This window comes from Paenibacillus sp. F024 (genome assembly GCF_057814255.1).
Genome location: NZ_JBVASZ010000024.1, coordinates 26,356 through 41,417, shown reverse-complemented (window position 1 = coordinate 41,417; position 15,062 = coordinate 26,356). Strand labels below are relative to the sequence as shown.

The following is a 15,062-nucleotide window of genomic DNA, read 5'->3' as shown; positions in this document are numbered from 1 at the left end:
ACTAAGAGTAACTTGTTAGACACTACACATTGTAATATTATTAAAGGTGTAAGCTTTACGAAAGGAGAAATGGTAACTTGTCCTCCGGTACAAATGCGCTTTTTGTCCGACACATAATTGTTGGATCCGTTGGGATGTTTTTCGTTTGGCTGTTCTGGTTGAGCCGCCCCGAGTGGTCATGGGAGATGCGGCTTTGGCGTTCTTTTGGAGACGCTTCGTTGATTTTATTGTTCATTACGCTCGTCATCGGACCTTTGGTCCGGCTTTGGCCCCCCGTTGCCAAACTGATTGCGTGGCGAAAACATCTCGGTTTATGGTTTGCCATTCTTGCACTCATTCACGCCTTTCTTGTATGGAACGGTTGGGCGCGGTGGGACTTATCCCGGCTTTTGGGGTACGAATTTGTCCCTCAGCTTGGTCGTATGGTACGGCTTGAACCTGGGTTCGGCCTGGCGAATATTATTGGAGCGGTTGCTCTATTTTGGACCGCCGTGCTGATGGCCACATCTTCCGAGCGTGCACTAAAAAAATTGGGAACGTCGTGGAAGTGGCTGCATTATAGCGCAAATACCATCTTTTATTTGAGTGCTATTCATACCGGATACTTTCTTTTTATTCACTACTCATTGTCATTTCATAAAAATCCGGTTCCGCCAAACTGGTTCAGGATTCCTTTTTTGTTACTGGTGTGCCTTGTCCTATTCTTAAAGCTTTTGGCATTTATGAAGTCCTTAAAAAAGCGAAGTGCTTCGTGATGCGATGAGCAATCCCATTTTCCGTCAAATTGTAACTTGGGACGGAATTCTTAAATCATGGTGAAAACCATGGCTTTGTAGAACGTTTGAACCATAAGGGTTACACCGAACTGATGAAATGCATTTTTTTGAGAGTGAGGATACGCATACAATTATGATTGATCCCATGAACTACCTTTTTATGAATCGCTTCAAATTTTTTTATAAATTCCTTCAATCTCCAAGAAACATTGGGAGTGTGGCTCCGAGTTCATTATTTCTAACAAAAAAAATGATGGAAAATATTCCATGGAGAGAGATAGAATCCATTGTTGAATTAGGGGCTGGGACGGGTGTGTTTTCTGATTACATTAACCGGCATAAACTGCCCTCTACTCAAACCATTATTATCGAAAAGGATGAATCGATGCTCGAAGTATTGAAATCCACCTATCCTTCATTCCATTATGGTTCGGACGCTGAAATGTTGGATGAAATTCTAAAGCAGTTGGATTTACTTGAAGTGGACTGCATTATTTCGGGATTGCCTTTCGCGAATTTTTCTCCTGAATTACGAAACAAAATTATCCGCATGGTAGTTCATGCACTAAAGCCGGGCGGAATATTCATTGCGTTTCAATACTCATTGCAAATGAAAAAAATGTTACATAGCTATTTTCAGGAAGTTGACATTCGATTTGTTCCTTTAAATATTCCTCCAGCTTTTGTTTATACATGCAAAAAATTCAGGGTTAAAACGCTCGAATAAAAAATTCGAATTTCTACAGAAAAAGGTGTTCTTGATGAATTTTGAATTCGTTTTGGGGGGCGTCGAACAATACGGTTATGCAGCTTTATTTTTCTTGCTGTGGCTTGGTATTGTCGGAATGCCAATTCCGGATGAAGTGATCGTCATGAGCGGGGGATTTATAACATCCCTTGGACTGTTAGAACCTGTCCCTGCATTCCTTTTGACATATGCTGGTGTTATTTCCGGATTATCCATCGGATACGGACTGGGGAGAACCGTCGGCGCCCCTGCATTAGCGTATCTTACTCGCAAAAAAACGGGGAAATATGTAGAAAAAGCAAATCAATTGGTCAATCAATACGGTGCTTATTCTTTAATCATTAGTTACTTTTTTCCTGTTGTTCGTCATGTTGTGCCTTATATTGTTGGGATAAACAAGATGCCTCTTCCCAAATATATGCTATTGTCCTTTTCAACCGGCTTCGTCTGGACATTGATATTGTTTTTTGCCGGAAGATATTTCGGTCAATATATCGAACGAATCGGTAAAGCTATAACTAATTATGGATGGATTTCTATTATTATTTTCTTAGTAATTGTTTTAGTATTTATAGTGGTTAATAAAGTGAAACAGGAGCATCAGAAGGCAGTCAAGAGTCATAGTGCAAATTATAGTGAAAACTTACGTCTAACAAAAGCTAAAGCAGATATAATTCGTCATTAAAATGGCTCGGTGAACTAACCATATATGCAGTTGCAAGCTCTTTTAATCAGAAACGTTGAATCCAAACATACAACAAAAATAAGATACCTAAATGAACCGGGTAAAAGCTGCGATATACCCATTTATTAATGTAAACAGAGCGATAAGGAAAATGGCTGGCTATCAGAAGGGTTCCTGCTATACTAAACAATTGAATCCAGTATCCCGATCCATATAAAATAAAAAAAATCAGATCCAAAAGTAAATGAAAACCAACCATTTTCCATGAGTTAAAATAACGGAATATAAATATTAACAAAACCCCGTAAAGACCGTAATCCATGGGAACTACGATGGCTGTGCTGAATACTAAGATAATTAGCAGCGTTTTTAATCTTTCTGATGAAACGCAATCCATTATAAGTAGTCCTATTAGTGATAAAAAAAGGGTAAAAATCACATTTAATTCCCATTGTTGTAATGCAAGGGAGTAGGGAATCTGAGAGAGGCACGCTAGCCAGAAAAGCCTTATCATATACTTCTTACGGTCTTTCGTATGTTTGTAGCCCTGCACTAAAAACCAGCTGTATAGTGGAAAGGCTATTCGTCCGACGATGCGAAAGATATCGGCTTCTGGGAAGAAGAGCAGACCGACATGATCAACGAGCATTGTAGTCATTGCTATGATATGCATCACCTTAAAGTCCCCTCGAAAAGATTAATAATCGCTTTTAATCACTTCAATAATTTAATGAAATAATGAAAATATTAAAACTTTGGAGTTTATTCCCGGAAACAAAAAAGCGTCTCCTGTATGATTCATTCGCTGGACGCTTTACCATAAAGTATAAACTATCGAAGAAACAGAATCAACGTATTGAAAGTATTGAACAAGACAAGCGTTGAACAAACATGCGATATATGTTTCTACACAAAATTCACACAATTATATATTACAATGAAATCACGAAAGACAGGATAACCAATATAAGGAGGAAAAAATTATGGATTGGACTTGGTTGGTGGTATTGATGTGTCCTCTCATGATGCTTCCCATGATGTATTTTATGATGAAGGGAAATCATTCGGAGAAATCAGGCAAAGATCATCATAAGAATTTGTCGGAAGAACTGGAACAGCTCAAGAAACAAAATGAATTTATGCAAAAAGAACTGCGTGAATTGAAAAGCAATGGATAAATTATCGATTAAGGAGGGGTACCATGAATTGCTGTGGAAACCAAAATCATGAAAATGATCAACAAGGCCCTCAAAAGCATCAGTCAAGCGGAAAGGGCCAAATCCAAAAATGGATGATGGCCCTCTGCTGCATCCTGCCGATTGTATTGGTGGCCATCTTGTTTCTTGCCAACAATGCCTCAGGGGCGTTCGGTAACAGCGTTGCTCTTCTTTTGATTCTCCTCTGCCCGTTGTCTCACATGATGATGAGGCGTATCATGCGAAAAAAAAACCACGGCGGCAATTGGTCTGAATAGATGACGGGAGTGTTTAAATCGACAGGCCTGAGTCCTCTGGAATACAGGACTCAGGCCTGTACATAATAAATCAACAGGGACGCGGGTTAAATAATATCAGGGGGTTGTTATTATTTAAGCACGCTGCCGCCAAATAGAAAGCGTTTTTCCCAATGTTTGCCCTCAATCGAATCAATTCTAACACCACCCGATTGTTTGGAATATGTGTGCAATATTTTACCGTTGCCCAGATATATTCCGTTATGGGTGATCCTTTCTGTATTTTTATTTACCCCTCGATAATCCGATGCCTTGCTCCCCTTGTAGGACATAAAAAACATGATGTCGCCCGGCTTTAATTCTTTCCAGTTTGTTGTGTAATTTCCGTTCTGTTTAATGTAAGCGCCTTGTGTTCGAGAATTTGATGGCAGGGTGATGCCTGCACCTTCCTTATAGGCTTGTCTGACAAAATCGGAACAATCAAAAGTTCGGGTATTGCTTCTGCTTGAACCAAACTCATATGGTGTCCCTATATATTTCATCCCTTTTTGGATCACGTTTTGTCTGGTTTTACTAATCTGAGTTTGAGACTGTGATATTGTCGGGGCTGCATCAGTGGTTTTTGGAATCATCAGGCCACCCATAGTTAGAGTTGAAAAGACAAGACCGGTTGCAATTATTTTTTTCACGGTAATTCCTCCATTTCTATGAATATGTTTGGAATGATTACGTTAATCATGCTAACACGACTCTATGTAGTGTGGGTAGGCGTAATATTTGGTAATTAGCCTTTTCGGTAATGCTAAAAAAAAATTATGATTCTGTTTTGATATTCGTGGCTTTGGTTAATAACTAATGGCGGCGGCTTAACAATAAAATGGATTAGATTCCTAAATATTGATCATAATAAAACAGGGATAAGCCTTATCAGCTCCCTGTTTTATTTATGTTTATCTGCGTAAGGCCAAACGTACTGAGCTATATAGCTAAATAACATGCTCAAAGCACAAACGGTTTCATACCGTTTTGTGCCTTGAGCGGAACGAAAGGAATGGGTATAAAAATGAAGAAAATAGTTAAAATTTTCTTGCTGTCGCTAATTATCGCAGTAGCTTTGTCAGGTTGCTTGAATGGTAATAACACGGATTCGACAGCAGATACAGGTGGAAATAAGGGACAAATGACTGATACAGGCGGAATTGCTAAAAGTAGTCTTTGGTTAGGGTCAAAAAATACAACTCGAATTAACACAAGTGATCCTATCCAAGCAGCTGTACTGGTTTCTCAAACACTTTGGATGTCCACAAGCGATATGAACCGGCCTGACGGAGTCGTTCTTGTTAATCAGCAAGATTGGCAAACCACTTTGGTTAGTGCGGATCTGATTCATTTTCCAAACAACGGTCCGATTCTTTTCGTAAACAATGACAGTATCCCGGAAGCGACACAAAATGAGTTGAAGCGTTTAAATCCGACAGGATCGAACAATGGTGCACAAGTGGTGATAGTTGGCAACATAGATCAAAAAGTTGAAGCTCAAGTAAAAAGCCTCGGTTTTAAAACGGACAAAATAACTGGGGGCAATCCGGCTGCCATAGCGAAAGCGATTGATGCTTATTATACAAAAGTTTCGCAAAGCAATCCCCAATCGGTAATTGTAGGTTCTATGGATAGTCAAGAATATACTTTACCAGCCATTAATTGGATCTCTCATATGCCGGAACCACTTCTTTACGTCAAAAAAGATGAGATACCACAAGAAACGATAGACGCTTTAAGAACTCGTAACGGCATGGCGAATATTTACATATTAGGCCCTGAATCCGTTGTTTCCGCCGAAGTGCAGAGACAATTGGGCCAATATGGTAAAGTGGTTCGAATTGCAGGGCAAGACCCTTATGACAATGCGATTGCATTTGCAAAGTATAAAGACCCTGCAACTGGTTTCGGCTGGGGAATAACGACTTCGGGTCACAACTTCTCTTTAGTTAATAAAAGCAATCCTGAATTAGCTCTTGCTGCTGCACCTTTTTCTCATCTGGGCAAACACTCACCTTTACTATGGACAGATAAAGAAAAAATGCCAGACAGTGTTATGACTTACATCATGTCAGTACAACCTAAATATAAAGAATCTCCGACTGAAGGACCATATAATCATGCTTGGTTAACCGGTAGTACAGATTCCCTTACTGTCGCAGCTCAAGGGGAAATCGATGCGATGCTGGAAATTGTTTCAGAATCAGGTGAGGTGCACGGTGGTCATGGCAGTGGAACCACACCTCGCACTCCAGCTCAACCCGAAAATGGTATGACAGGCGATATGCCAGGAATGAAGCATTAATGGTTTAAAAGCAGACTAAGATTGTGTCCCCATCCTGTCACAAGGTGGGGACTAGTTTACGCTTGCCAGTAATACAAACCACCGAATTTATTTGCCAAACCTTAAATTGATTTTAATTTGAAGGGGATTATGTGTTGTTGAATTTAAACTATCGAAAAGATATGTTGATTACGTTCTCGGCGGCTTTTGCTTTCATTGTATATGAAGTATTTCTCTCCCGCTTTTTTGCAGTGATATTAGATTATAACTTTGTTATGTTGGCGATTTCGTTGGCTGCGTTAGGAATCGGCATTGGTGGTTATTTGGCTTTTATTTCCGATGGAGTTATCTATAAATACCGTAACGAATGGCTCGGATTTTTTTCACTTTTGATGCTCGTCTCTGTTTTTGTAATGTATGTGCTGCCTTATGCAGGAATATGGTTGTATTCCGCGGCGGCATTTTTCCCTTTTTTGGCGGGAGGGTCGCTGCTTGCGGCAGTCCTGCAGGGTCAAAGCGAGCGGATTCGCATATTATATTTTTCGGATTTGGCTGGAGCGGGAATCGGCGCGGTGTGCTCAATTTGGTTTATGAATGTATTCAATCCAATGCAAACAATCTGTCTTTTATCGGCGTCTTTGTTTACAGTCAGCTTTTCACTTAGCTTCAGGTCGGCTACGAGCCAAAAGAAAGTTATTCTTACTGTGTTAGTTGCTGCGCTGCTTTTCAATGGGATTCAACCATTTTCTCAATATATTTCTTTTCGGGCTTACTTGACGAGTCCGATAAATGTATTCATAGCGGAAAAGGAAGCAAAAATTATTTATTCGGATTGGAATTCTTTTTCTCGAACGGATGTTTTCGACGCAGGAGATGGGGAACTGCTATATATTACGATAGACGGTGGAGCCGTATCGCCAATTTCAAAGTATGCAGGAGATTTGAATCAGGTCGATTATTTACGAACGACGACTAGTTTTTTAGCTTTTCAAGGTATAGCCAAAGAACGGGCATTGATTATAGGGGCCGGAGGTGGCCAAGAAGTTTTGACGGCCCAAATGGCAGGCTTTCAGCAGATTGAAGCGGTAGATATAAATTCCGGGAGTTTCAAGGCTGTAAACGCGCTTTCCAGGTTTTCGGGGGATATTTTTCAACAACCTGACGTTATGTCAATTGTATCCGATGGACGGAGCTATATTCGCATGACCAAGAATTTGTACGATCTTATTTATTTATCTCTGGTAAAAAAAGGATCGGAAAACAATATGGGATTGGCATTAACCGAAAATTATATTTTTACACAAGAAGCTGTTGGAGAATATATGGGGAAGTTGAAACCCGGGGGGAGACTTGCTTTTTTGCTTCATGACGAGACGGAATTAGCGAAGGTATTAATTGCGGTAGAAAAAGCACTTGGAAATGAAGCAATTCCACAAGATCAAATGAAGAATCATATCGCTGTCATCGGGTCATATCAGCACCTAGGGCATGAGATTTGGGGTATGGGAGGAAGCGAAATTACGCGGCCGCTGCTCATTGTAAGCAAGCAGCCTTTTCCATTATGGTCTGCCGAACATATGAAAGCGCAGGCAGATAGCGTGAAGCAAGCCCCAATCCATGTCCCTTATGTATACGATCGCTTCTTGGTATTAAATAAAATGTTAAGCGAATCAAAGACCGGCCTATCTTCGAATCGAGACGATAAGCCCTTCTTTTATAACCAAACAAATCGTGCTCCGCTTCCTATCATCCGGTTAGTCATCTTTGTGTTGTTTATTGCCATTTTATTGATTCGAAGAACGAACTATGCTTACGGACATGCCGCTTATTTTTCCGGTCTCGCAATGGGCTTTATGATCATCGAATTAACGCTCATACAGCGATTGATATTGCCTTTAGGTCATCCCACCTTGTCTTTTGTGCTGGTTCTTGGGAAATACTTCTTGTTGCGGGTGGGATCGGCAGCTTGTTTTCGGAAAAGTGGAGTGCTAAGCATACAAAAAGATACGTTCCATTATTATGGGTTGCCATCCTTTCGTTGGGAGTGAACTACGGTATTACATGGTATAGCGAGCAATCGTTTTATTTGCCACTTGTTTATAGGCTGATCGCGGTAGTGTTGTTGCTGATCCCATTGGGATTCTTCATGGGTATGCCGTTTCCTTTTGGATTAACTCGAATTTCGAAGGGAAAGACAGCTATTAGCTGGGCTATAAATGGAATAATGACAGTCGTTGGTTCACTTATTTCCGTTATCAGTTCCTTGACTTTTGGGTTTACCGCCACGATGATTATCGGTGCCGCCATTTATGGAATACTATATCTCTTGCAACCTAAACTGATCATACAACCGAAGAACGGATGACATCCCGTTTTTCGGTTCACAGTGTAATTCTTTTAGCTTAGTCTGAGCTTTGTTCAATAACAATTTAACACCTGTTCACCCAATTGCTATCTTATTATCAGACATATCATGATTCTAATTGACTTTTTAGTTTTTGTTATACTACAATTTGTAGTGTAGACTTGAAAACAAAAAGAATGAGTAAGGAATATTTCAGCGGATTAATAAAGAAGGGGAATTATCTAATGAATGCTGCCGATTTAACGCTATGGATTGTATTCGGTGCCGGGTTTTTATCGTTCATATCGCCTTGCTGTCTTCCGCTTTATCCATCGTACTTATCTTATATAACAGGGGTTTCGGTGAAAGATTTAAAGGAAGGCAAAGGGCTTTTTAAAAAACAGGCTCTTTTGCACACTGTGTTCTTTATCGTTGGATTTTCAATTATTTTTTTCGCATTGGGATTATCGGCCAGTTTGGTCGGAAATCTGTTTTCCGAAAATCAGGATATGATCAGACAACTGGGCGGAATAATGGTCGCTGTATTGGGGCTAGTAATGCTTGGAGTGTTCACTCCTAAGTTACTGATGAAAAATGTACGACTTGAGTGGAAAAAAAAGCCGGCTGGATATATTGGTTCCGTACTGGTGGGGATCACTTATGCGGCGGGTTGGACGCCATGCGTTGGACCGATACTGGCTGCTGTTATTGCATTGGGTGTAAGCAATCCAAGCCAGGCAATCATTTATACCGTGGCTTACACCGTCGGCTTCGCTATCCCATTTTTCGTAATGGCATTTTTCATCGGAAAGATGCAGTGGATGTTGAAATATTCAAATGCCCTGATGAAAGTTGGCGGTGCAATGATGATTATGACAGGCATACTGCTTTATACCGATAAAATGACAGATATCACAATTTATCTGATCAATCTTTATGGCGGGTTTACATGATTTTAGGGGGTGACGATTATGTATTCATTTTTAGTGAGTTAGATTACAGATTAGGATTTCCAGCCGTATTTCATTAACTGCAAATTGTGGTAAAAAATGAGCTGCAAATTTTTTGGTTACAGATAATGAGGAGGAATCATGACTTTACCATTCTTACATACAATACAACCTCGATGGCTATGGATGACAGCCGGATTAATTGCGTTAGGCCTGGTTACTGTGATTTTGTTAAGCACAAATTACCTGACAGTGTATACTGTATTCGCAGATGATCAGAAGCTCGGCGACGTCCTGGATCCTCTTGCAGTCAATCAGCAGTATGACGAACTGAAAGCCAATCTAAAGCAGGGGGCTGAACAATTAACGTTAGTCGATCAGCCAACTTTGCGCTTTGAATCCGCTCAAAAATGGTTTCCAAAGGACGAGACTCAAGCAGTGGTTGAAAAGCTGAAGTCCCAAATGAAAGAACTTGTATTCGCAACGGAACTGCAAATTGAAGGAAAACCGGAGGTTACCGTAGCGAATGAACAAGTGGCTAAGCAAGTGCTCGATCGTTTAAAGTCGGCACAATCCGGGGATGGTGCGAGTAATATCTCGATCGTGGAAAACGTCTCATTTAAGAACGTGCAAGTTAGTGCCGACAGGGTATCTACTGCGGATAAAGCTTACGAGCGATTGACCCGAGTGACAAAGCCTGCGGTAAGGTATACAGTAGAAGACGGAGATACATTATGGGATATATCTTTGAGGCTTAAGGTTTCATTTGATGAGCTTCTGACCATGAATCAGCAAATGGGCGACGTGTTGAAAGCAGGACAAACCGTCATCGTGTCGCCCGAAAAACGAGTGCTTAACGTCCGTTCCGAGAAAACGTATTCTGAGCGTAGGGATATCCCCTTTCAAACGGTCTATAAAACCGATAATGGATCGCAAAAAGTTCAGGATCAGGACGGTAAACCCGGAATTAAGGAAGTTTCTTATCTGATTACCATGGAGAATGGTTTGGAAGTTGCTCGTACCGTTACAGCAGAAAATGTTGTTCAAGAACCTGTAGACAGAATCAAAGTCAAAAGAGCTATCGTCAAAGTCGCTTCCGCACAAAGCAATATAAAAGAGCAGTCGACAGATGGAGCCGCCTTTCTCTGGCCGACAGACGGGAGAAAAATATCCAGCGGCTATGGCTACCGTGGGAATGAATTCCATCAAGGACTGGATATTGCAAGATCCGGATCATTAGATATCAAAGCCGCCGCAGCCGGAAAAATCGCATTCGCCGGATGGAAAGGCGATTACGGCAATTTGATTATCATTTCACACGGCAACGGATTAGCTACTTACTACGCGCATAACAAAGAACTGCTGGTAGCTAATGGGGATTATGTAAACGCAGGAGATTCGATTGCCGTCATGGGTACAACTGGGCAATCCACGGGGGTGCACCTTCATTTTGAAGTGAGGAATGGGGGAAGAACGGTCAATCCGATTCCTTATTTGAAAGGTTCGTGACCGGATGGACTTGCTGTTTCAAGTTGAAGACGTAGCAGAATGGTTGAGAGGCTTTGGAATATGGGCTGTTTTGGTCAGTGTTCTATTAAACGTCATGATCGCTGTTCCGGGGTTCATCCCAACGTTGTTTTTATCCGGAGCCAATGCCGTGGTTTTTGGTATGCTGCCTGGATTTCTGGTGTCCTTGACTGGTGAGGTGATCGGAGCTGGGGTGTCTTTCTGGTTATACCGGTGGGGATTTGGCAAATGGAAGCGGATGAGAATCGAAAGCTGGGTTTGGCTAAAGAGATTGAATGAAGAAAGCCATAAGAGGCAAATGGCAATTCTTTTATTAGCCAGGTTAACTCCGCTTGTACCGTCGGGGGTTATTACCTTCGCGGCTGCGTTATCAAAAATGAGTTTTTCTGGTTTTATCATCGTCACGTTGATCGGAAAAGCTCCATCCATTGCCTTGGAAACATTGGTAGGACATGATCTTATGTTGATTAACGACAATTTCCCGCGGCTGCTGATTTCGCTGTTGTTTTCAGGTTTGATCTTCATGTTATTAAAAAAGAGACCAAAAAGGGAGTAAACTGGAGTCCAAAGAAATAGTTAATAACGCCAGGCCTTTCAGATAGCTTCTGAAAGGCTCTTTAATAATTATGTTAAAATATGATTGACGTAAACTTTACTATGTACTAAAACAACTAAAACACATAATGTAAGGGTGTGATCAATGATGACAATCAAAAAATTTAATATTCACGAAGAGGGACTCAATCGATTTTTTGGGCCGTTAGAAGCAAAGATTATGGACATTATATGGTCTTCTGAAGGATTGGGGATTAAAGAAGTTCAGGAAAGATTAAGCCGTGAGAATCCCATTTCTTTTAATACGGTCATGACTGTGATGAACAGATTGCTTGAGAAAGGGCACTTGAAAAAGTCGTTTGTCAAGGGACAAGGCAGGAGCAGAATTACCTGCTATGAAGCAGTTCAGACCTTGGAGCAGTTTTTGGCAGAACAAACTAAAATGGTCACTTATGGATTAATTCATGAATATGGTGATCTCGTAGTAAATCATATGATCGATGCGTTAAACGAGACGGATCCTGATTTGATGGATAGACTTAAGAACAAGTTAAACGAGATGAAAAGTAGGGAACGATCATGAATCCAACTCTGAGAACGATGGGTTCTTTTGTATTAGTACTTATATTCGGTTCGATGGTCCTACTGCAGATGGGATGGTTTTTGGCACATCAAATGTTTGGGGTTCAAATTTCCTGGAACATTTTACAATATTGCTTGGCTTTGATTGAGGAGCAAACCGTTGGTCACAGCACTGTGAAAATTATATTTAATCTCGTCATACTGTATACGTTAAGCCGAATTGTCTGGCGAACGGTTAAACAGATTTACCTTACGCAGAAGTGGAACCGGACCTTTGAAGCAAAAAAGCATCTGATATGGACCAAACGCTTGAATGTCAAATATCGGCACTGGAAAACCCGATTCCTTGTCGTGGAGGACGAGGCATTTATCGCCATTACGATGGGTTTTTTCCGGCCTCGAATTATAATATCGACGGGAATGCTTGGCATGCTACCACCGAAAGAAATTGAGGCCGTCCTGCTCCACGAAAAGTATCACTGCCGTCATCACGATCCATTAAAAACCTTTTTGTTTGCGCTTGCCGTCGACGGCATGGGATATGTGCCAATTATCAAATCCGCGGCGAAGCACTACCATACGTGGAGAGAATTGATGGCTGACCGCTTTGCAATAAAGCAGATGGGCTCGGAGTATTATTTAGGAAATGTGCTTTTGCGTCTGGCCAAGTGGGGAAACGCACAGAAGACTGCTGCGGGTGTTCCTTTCGCTGATGCAGACATCAACTTTCGGATTCAACAGGTGCTAGACCCGGATCAACCGGTTCAAGTTCCGTTTGTACAAATGAAGTCGGTGGTATGGTCCATTTGTATTATAATGATAATACTTAATATCGCCGCAGGGGGATGCTCGTAACCTGCCTGATTTCCCCTTATTACACTGCGACAATAAGGGGAAGGGGATGATTTTTTAACACCAAGAAATAAAGTATCGGTCGTGAATGGAGGACTCTGTTTTCTACAAAACTTCTCTTGCAGTCACATATCTTCTTAACCAATAAGGTGTTTTCCATCTGGTTATGGTAACGCCCGGTGGAGACTGGTAGGTATTCAACATTTTGCCCTTTCCGATGTCCATCCCAACGTGACCTATCCGGTTGTCAGAATATCGATCGCGCCTAAAAAAGATGAGGTCGCCAGGTTCAACATCACTCTGTTTAATAGACCTTCCGCTACGGGACTGTGCCCTGCTTGTTCTAGGCAACCGAATACCGTTCTTCCCGAAAATGTATTGAATGTAAGATGAGCAATCAAATCTCTTGCTTCTCGGATACGGTCCGGCACCAAACTTATAAGGAATTCCGATTAAAGTTCTACCAAGTGCCGTAATTTTAGAAGCAAGCTCTGGTTGTTGCTTTATTTTTGCCGCTTTATTCGATTTGACTCTGTTCTTGGGCAAGGTATCAATATCCATCGTTGGGATTTTGACCTTTATACCTTCTGGAAGCGGTTCACGCAAGTTTTTGTTTATTGATAACACGCCTTTTATCGAAGTATTCAATAGCATTGCGATTATACGCAACGTATCCCCTCGAAGAACTATGAAAAATCGACCAGGTTGACGTATACAGACTTGTTTTTTTAGAGCATTATAAGTCAAGTCCACATTAAACAAACGATTAATGGAACGAACACTAATGAATTGTACATTATTTATAGTGAAGACTCGATCGATATTTAATGAAATTCCTTCTTTTTGTGCAGTTATTCCTTTTTTGGGAATCACAACAAATTCTGATCCGTCAGTCACTGTGATGGTCCGAGGGGTGACTTTAAAATTGTCAAACTCCAGGATTTCCAATACATCCCTTAGCGGCAGGTAATTTATGTTATTCCTGTTTATTAAGCTAATCTTATTAAACACTCTTCTTCTTTTTGTGAAAAAGTCCCTTTGGAATAACACCAACCTGACTTTATCTTTTTTTTTTGGACAATCACTCTCATTACCCCTTTATTAGATTTATAATTATGTTTATGTGGGCATATCAGTAAGTGATACTGGAGCCGAAATAAATGGGCAATTTAGCTGTTTCTTTAATAAAGCGAATAAAGTAACGACGATATAAGGAATTGATTTTAAACACCATTTTGTTCCATAACTGAAGATCCCGTTTTCTCAACCTCCCGATATAACTCATTATTTTACCGGCTTCTGATAAGAAAGAGCTTGTCTGCCTAAAGCTTCCCAAGTGGACACAAAACGTTCTTTTTCAATCTTATATTTTTTTTTGCCGCTTAAGGGGTCGTTTACATAAACATGTTTTTCATCGTAGCCGACAAGTAGAACCGCATGTTCTATAAAAGTTGTACGAATCGGTCCAAGAGGAGAGTCCCACACAACCCACTGTTTTTCTGTCGGTACTCGAAACGGAATGGTTGTCCAAACGACCACGGGTATGCCCTCCGATATTTGGGCTCCAATTGTTCAAAAGGTTTTGTTGTTAGGTCTACCGCTGTAGGAATATATTTTTGCAGCAACTCAAATAATGCTGCATGGTAGATACCGAATCCTTTTTGTTTTCCTGTAATATCCCCTACATAGCCAAGATTTGGATTACCCCAATATTTAATTGTTCCATCACTGTTCCATTGAATGGGAGTAGGATCTATTTTCATCTCCGGTAGCAGTTCCATTTTACTTTTGTTTATGCCGTAAAACTGCAAAAGCATCGTTAAGGCAACTAATTCGCACCCAGAGGGAAGCTCAGGATTTTGAAGGACAATTGGAGCTTCTATCATATTCGCTGATTTTTTGGTTTGAGATCCGCTTGTTACTAGAGACTGTCCGTTTGTAAAATCTTGTGTTGGAGTAGGAGTTGGGGGCGTAGAACTTGATGTTTTGCCGGATAACGGTTCACTTAAAGCATCTTTGGCGGGTAGTTTAAAATATAGCAGGAAGCCCAAAAAAGCACTGGAAAAAGCGAGACCTACTGCCAACAGGACGGTTAGTGTGTTTTTTAAGATTGTTATAGCCATAACCTATCAATCCTATCATCATAAAATCATAAACAAAGAGGTTTAATCTCTGCTGAATAACTTCCGGTTGACTTCGATGAAAACATTATACTACAATTTGTAGTGTTAAAATATTGAAAATTTATTGTATATTAAAGAAAGGTG

At 40.7% G+C, this 15,062-nt stretch carries 16 protein-coding genes and 1 pseudogene; 12 read left to right on the top strand and 5 right to left on the bottom strand.

Annotated features, from left to right (window positions below; genetic code table 11):
• Positions 1-134 precede the first annotated feature (134 nt).
• From ACZYR9_RS20390 to ACZYR9_RS20380, 3 genes are all read left to right on the top strand, one after another.
• Positions 135-755: a hypothetical protein gene (locus ACZYR9_RS20390; protein ID WP_488980300.1), complete on the top strand. Its 621-nt coding sequence runs from the start codon at positions 135-137 to the stop codon at positions 753-755.
• 154 nt (positions 756-909) lie between these two features.
• Entirely contained in the window at positions 910-1,503 is a 594-nt protein-coding gene (locus ACZYR9_RS20385) for a class I SAM-dependent methyltransferase (protein WP_488980299.1), read from the top strand.
• A 34-nt stretch (positions 1,504-1,537) separates the two neighbouring features.
• A complete protein-coding gene (locus ACZYR9_RS20380; RefSeq protein WP_488980298.1) occupies positions 1,538-2,209 on the top strand; it encodes a DedA family protein in 672 nt (223 codons plus the stop codon).
• Between the two features lie 46 nt (positions 2,210-2,255).
• Here ACZYR9_RS20380 and ACZYR9_RS20375 read toward each other — a convergent pair whose 3' ends face one another.
• A complete protein-coding gene (locus ACZYR9_RS20375) occupies positions 2,256-2,882 on the bottom strand; it encodes a TraX family protein (RefSeq protein ID WP_488980333.1) in 627 nt (208 codons plus the stop codon).
• Between the two features lie 310 nt (positions 2,883-3,192).
• Between ACZYR9_RS20375 and ACZYR9_RS20370 the strand changes: the two genes are divergently transcribed.
• Both ACZYR9_RS20370 and ACZYR9_RS20365 read left to right on the top strand, forming a co-directional pair.
• On the top strand, positions 3,193-3,387 hold the full coding sequence (locus tag ACZYR9_RS20370; RefSeq protein ID WP_488980297.1) for a hypothetical protein: 195 nt from the start codon (positions 3,193-3,195) through the stop codon (positions 3,385-3,387).
• Positions 3,388-3,410: 23 nt separating this feature from the next.
• On the top strand, positions 3,411-3,683 hold the full coding sequence (locus tag ACZYR9_RS20365) for a DUF2933 domain-containing protein (RefSeq protein WP_488980296.1): 273 nt from the start codon (positions 3,411-3,413) through the stop codon (positions 3,681-3,683).
• Between the two features lie 110 nt (positions 3,684-3,793).
• Here ACZYR9_RS20365 and ACZYR9_RS20360 read toward each other — a convergent pair.
• A pseudogene (locus tag ACZYR9_RS20360) lies at positions 3,794-4,237 on the bottom strand (C40 family peptidase); the annotation flags it as partial.
• Between the two features lie 488 nt (positions 4,238-4,725).
• Here ACZYR9_RS20360 and ACZYR9_RS20355 point away from each other — a divergent pair.
• The 7 genes from ACZYR9_RS20355 (at position 4,726) to ACZYR9_RS20325 (ending at position 12,798) form a co-directional block, all read left to right on the top strand.
• Positions 4,726-6,006: a cell wall-binding repeat-containing protein gene (locus ACZYR9_RS20355; protein ID WP_488980295.1), complete on the top strand. Its 1,281-nt coding sequence runs from the start codon at positions 4,726-4,728 to the stop codon at positions 6,004-6,006.
• 569 nt (positions 6,007-6,575) lie between these two features.
• Positions 6,576-8,033, top strand: a complete 1,458-nt coding sequence (locus ACZYR9_RS20350) for a spermidine synthase family protein (protein ID WP_488980294.1) — start codon at positions 6,576-6,578, stop codon at positions 8,031-8,033.
• Between the two features lie 541 nt (positions 8,034-8,574).
• Positions 8,575-9,282: a cytochrome c biogenesis CcdA family protein gene (locus ACZYR9_RS20345; protein WP_488980293.1), complete on the top strand. Its 708-nt coding sequence runs from the start codon at positions 8,575-8,577 to the stop codon at positions 9,280-9,282.
• Positions 9,283-9,420: 138 nt separating this feature from the next.
• Positions 9,421-10,788 carry a peptidoglycan DD-metalloendopeptidase family protein gene (locus ACZYR9_RS20340; RefSeq protein WP_488980292.1) on the top strand — a complete coding sequence of 456 codons (1,368 nt, stop codon included), beginning with the start codon at positions 9,421-9,423 and terminating at the stop codon, positions 10,786-10,788.
• A 4-nt stretch (positions 10,789-10,792) separates the two neighbouring features.
• Positions 10,793-11,362 carry a TVP38/TMEM64 family protein gene (locus tag ACZYR9_RS20335; protein WP_488980291.1) on the top strand — a complete coding sequence of 190 codons (570 nt, stop codon included), beginning with the start codon at positions 10,793-10,795 and terminating at the stop codon, positions 11,360-11,362.
• A gap of 147 nt (positions 11,363-11,509) precedes the next feature.
• Entirely contained in the window at positions 11,510-11,944 is a 435-nt protein-coding gene (locus ACZYR9_RS20330) for a BlaI/MecI/CopY family transcriptional regulator (RefSeq protein WP_488980332.1), read from the top strand.
• A complete protein-coding gene (locus ACZYR9_RS20325) occupies positions 11,941-12,798 on the top strand; it encodes a M56 family metallopeptidase (protein ID WP_488980290.1) in 858 nt (285 codons plus the stop codon). The genes ACZYR9_RS20330 and ACZYR9_RS20325 overlap by 4 nt, the downstream gene beginning before the upstream one ends.
• Before the next feature lie 102 nt (positions 12,799-12,900).
• On the opposite strand, the gene ACZYR9_RS20320 is transcribed toward ACZYR9_RS20325, so the two are convergent.
• From ACZYR9_RS20320 to ACZYR9_RS20310, 3 genes are all read right to left on the bottom strand, one after another.
• Positions 12,901-13,743, bottom strand: a complete 843-nt coding sequence (locus tag ACZYR9_RS20320; protein ID WP_488980289.1) for a C40 family peptidase — start codon at positions 13,741-13,743, stop codon at positions 12,901-12,903.
• A 336-nt stretch (positions 13,744-14,079) separates the two neighbouring features.
• Positions 14,080-14,334 carry a C39 family peptidase gene (locus ACZYR9_RS20315; RefSeq protein ID WP_488980288.1) on the bottom strand — a complete coding sequence of 85 codons (255 nt, stop codon included), beginning with the start codon at positions 14,332-14,334 and terminating at the stop codon, positions 14,080-14,082.
• Complete coding sequence (locus ACZYR9_RS20310) at positions 14,238-14,918, bottom strand: C39 family peptidase (protein ID WP_488980287.1); 681 nt, start codon at positions 14,916-14,918, stop codon at positions 14,238-14,240. Before ACZYR9_RS20310 ends, ACZYR9_RS20315 begins: the two co-directional genes overlap by 97 nt.
• Between the last annotated feature and the right edge of the window lie 144 nt (positions 14,919-15,062).

Excerpts from the sequence above, each read along its gene's own strand:
- ACZYR9_RS20350 (WP_488980294.1), top strand. The coding sequence starts at position 6,576 with ATGAATGTATTCAATCCAATGCAAACAATCTGTCTTTTATCGGCGTCT.
- ACZYR9_RS20345 (WP_488980293.1), top strand. The coding sequence starts at position 8,575 with ATGAATGCTGCCGATTTAACGCTATGGATTGTATTCGGTGCCGGGTTT.
- ACZYR9_RS20375 (WP_488980333.1), bottom strand. The coding sequence starts at position 2,882 with ATGCATATCATAGCAATGACTACAATGCTCGTTGATCATGTCGGTCTG.
- ACZYR9_RS20325 (WP_488980290.1), top strand. The coding sequence starts at position 11,941 with ATGAATCCAACTCTGAGAACGATGGGTTCTTTTGTATTAGTACTTATA.
- ACZYR9_RS20310 (WP_488980287.1), bottom strand. The coding sequence starts at position 14,918 with ATGGCTATAACAATCTTAAAAAACACACTAACCGTCCTGTTGGCAGTA.
- ACZYR9_RS20355 (WP_488980295.1), top strand. The coding sequence starts at position 4,726 with ATGAAGAAAATAGTTAAAATTTTCTTGCTGTCGCTAATTATCGCAGTA.
- ACZYR9_RS20365 (WP_488980296.1), top strand. The coding sequence starts at position 3,411 with ATGAATTGCTGTGGAAACCAAAATCATGAAAATGATCAACAAGGCCCT.
- ACZYR9_RS20380 (WP_488980298.1), top strand. The coding sequence starts at position 1,538 with ATGAATTTTGAATTCGTTTTGGGGGGCGTCGAACAATACGGTTATGCA.
- ACZYR9_RS20370 (WP_488980297.1), top strand. The coding sequence starts at position 3,193 with ATGGATTGGACTTGGTTGGTGGTATTGATGTGTCCTCTCATGATGCTT.
- ACZYR9_RS20390 (WP_488980300.1), top strand. The coding sequence starts at position 135 with ATGTTTTTCGTTTGGCTGTTCTGGTTGAGCCGCCCCGAGTGGTCATGG.
- ACZYR9_RS20335 (WP_488980291.1), top strand. The coding sequence starts at position 10,793 with ATGGACTTGCTGTTTCAAGTTGAAGACGTAGCAGAATGGTTGAGAGGC.
- ACZYR9_RS20330 (WP_488980332.1), top strand. The coding sequence starts at position 11,510 with ATGACAATCAAAAAATTTAATATTCACGAAGAGGGACTCAATCGATTT.
- ACZYR9_RS20340 (WP_488980292.1), top strand. The coding sequence starts at position 9,421 with ATGACTTTACCATTCTTACATACAATACAACCTCGATGGCTATGGATG.
- ACZYR9_RS20385 (WP_488980299.1), top strand. The coding sequence starts at position 910 with ATGATTGATCCCATGAACTACCTTTTTATGAATCGCTTCAAATTTTTT.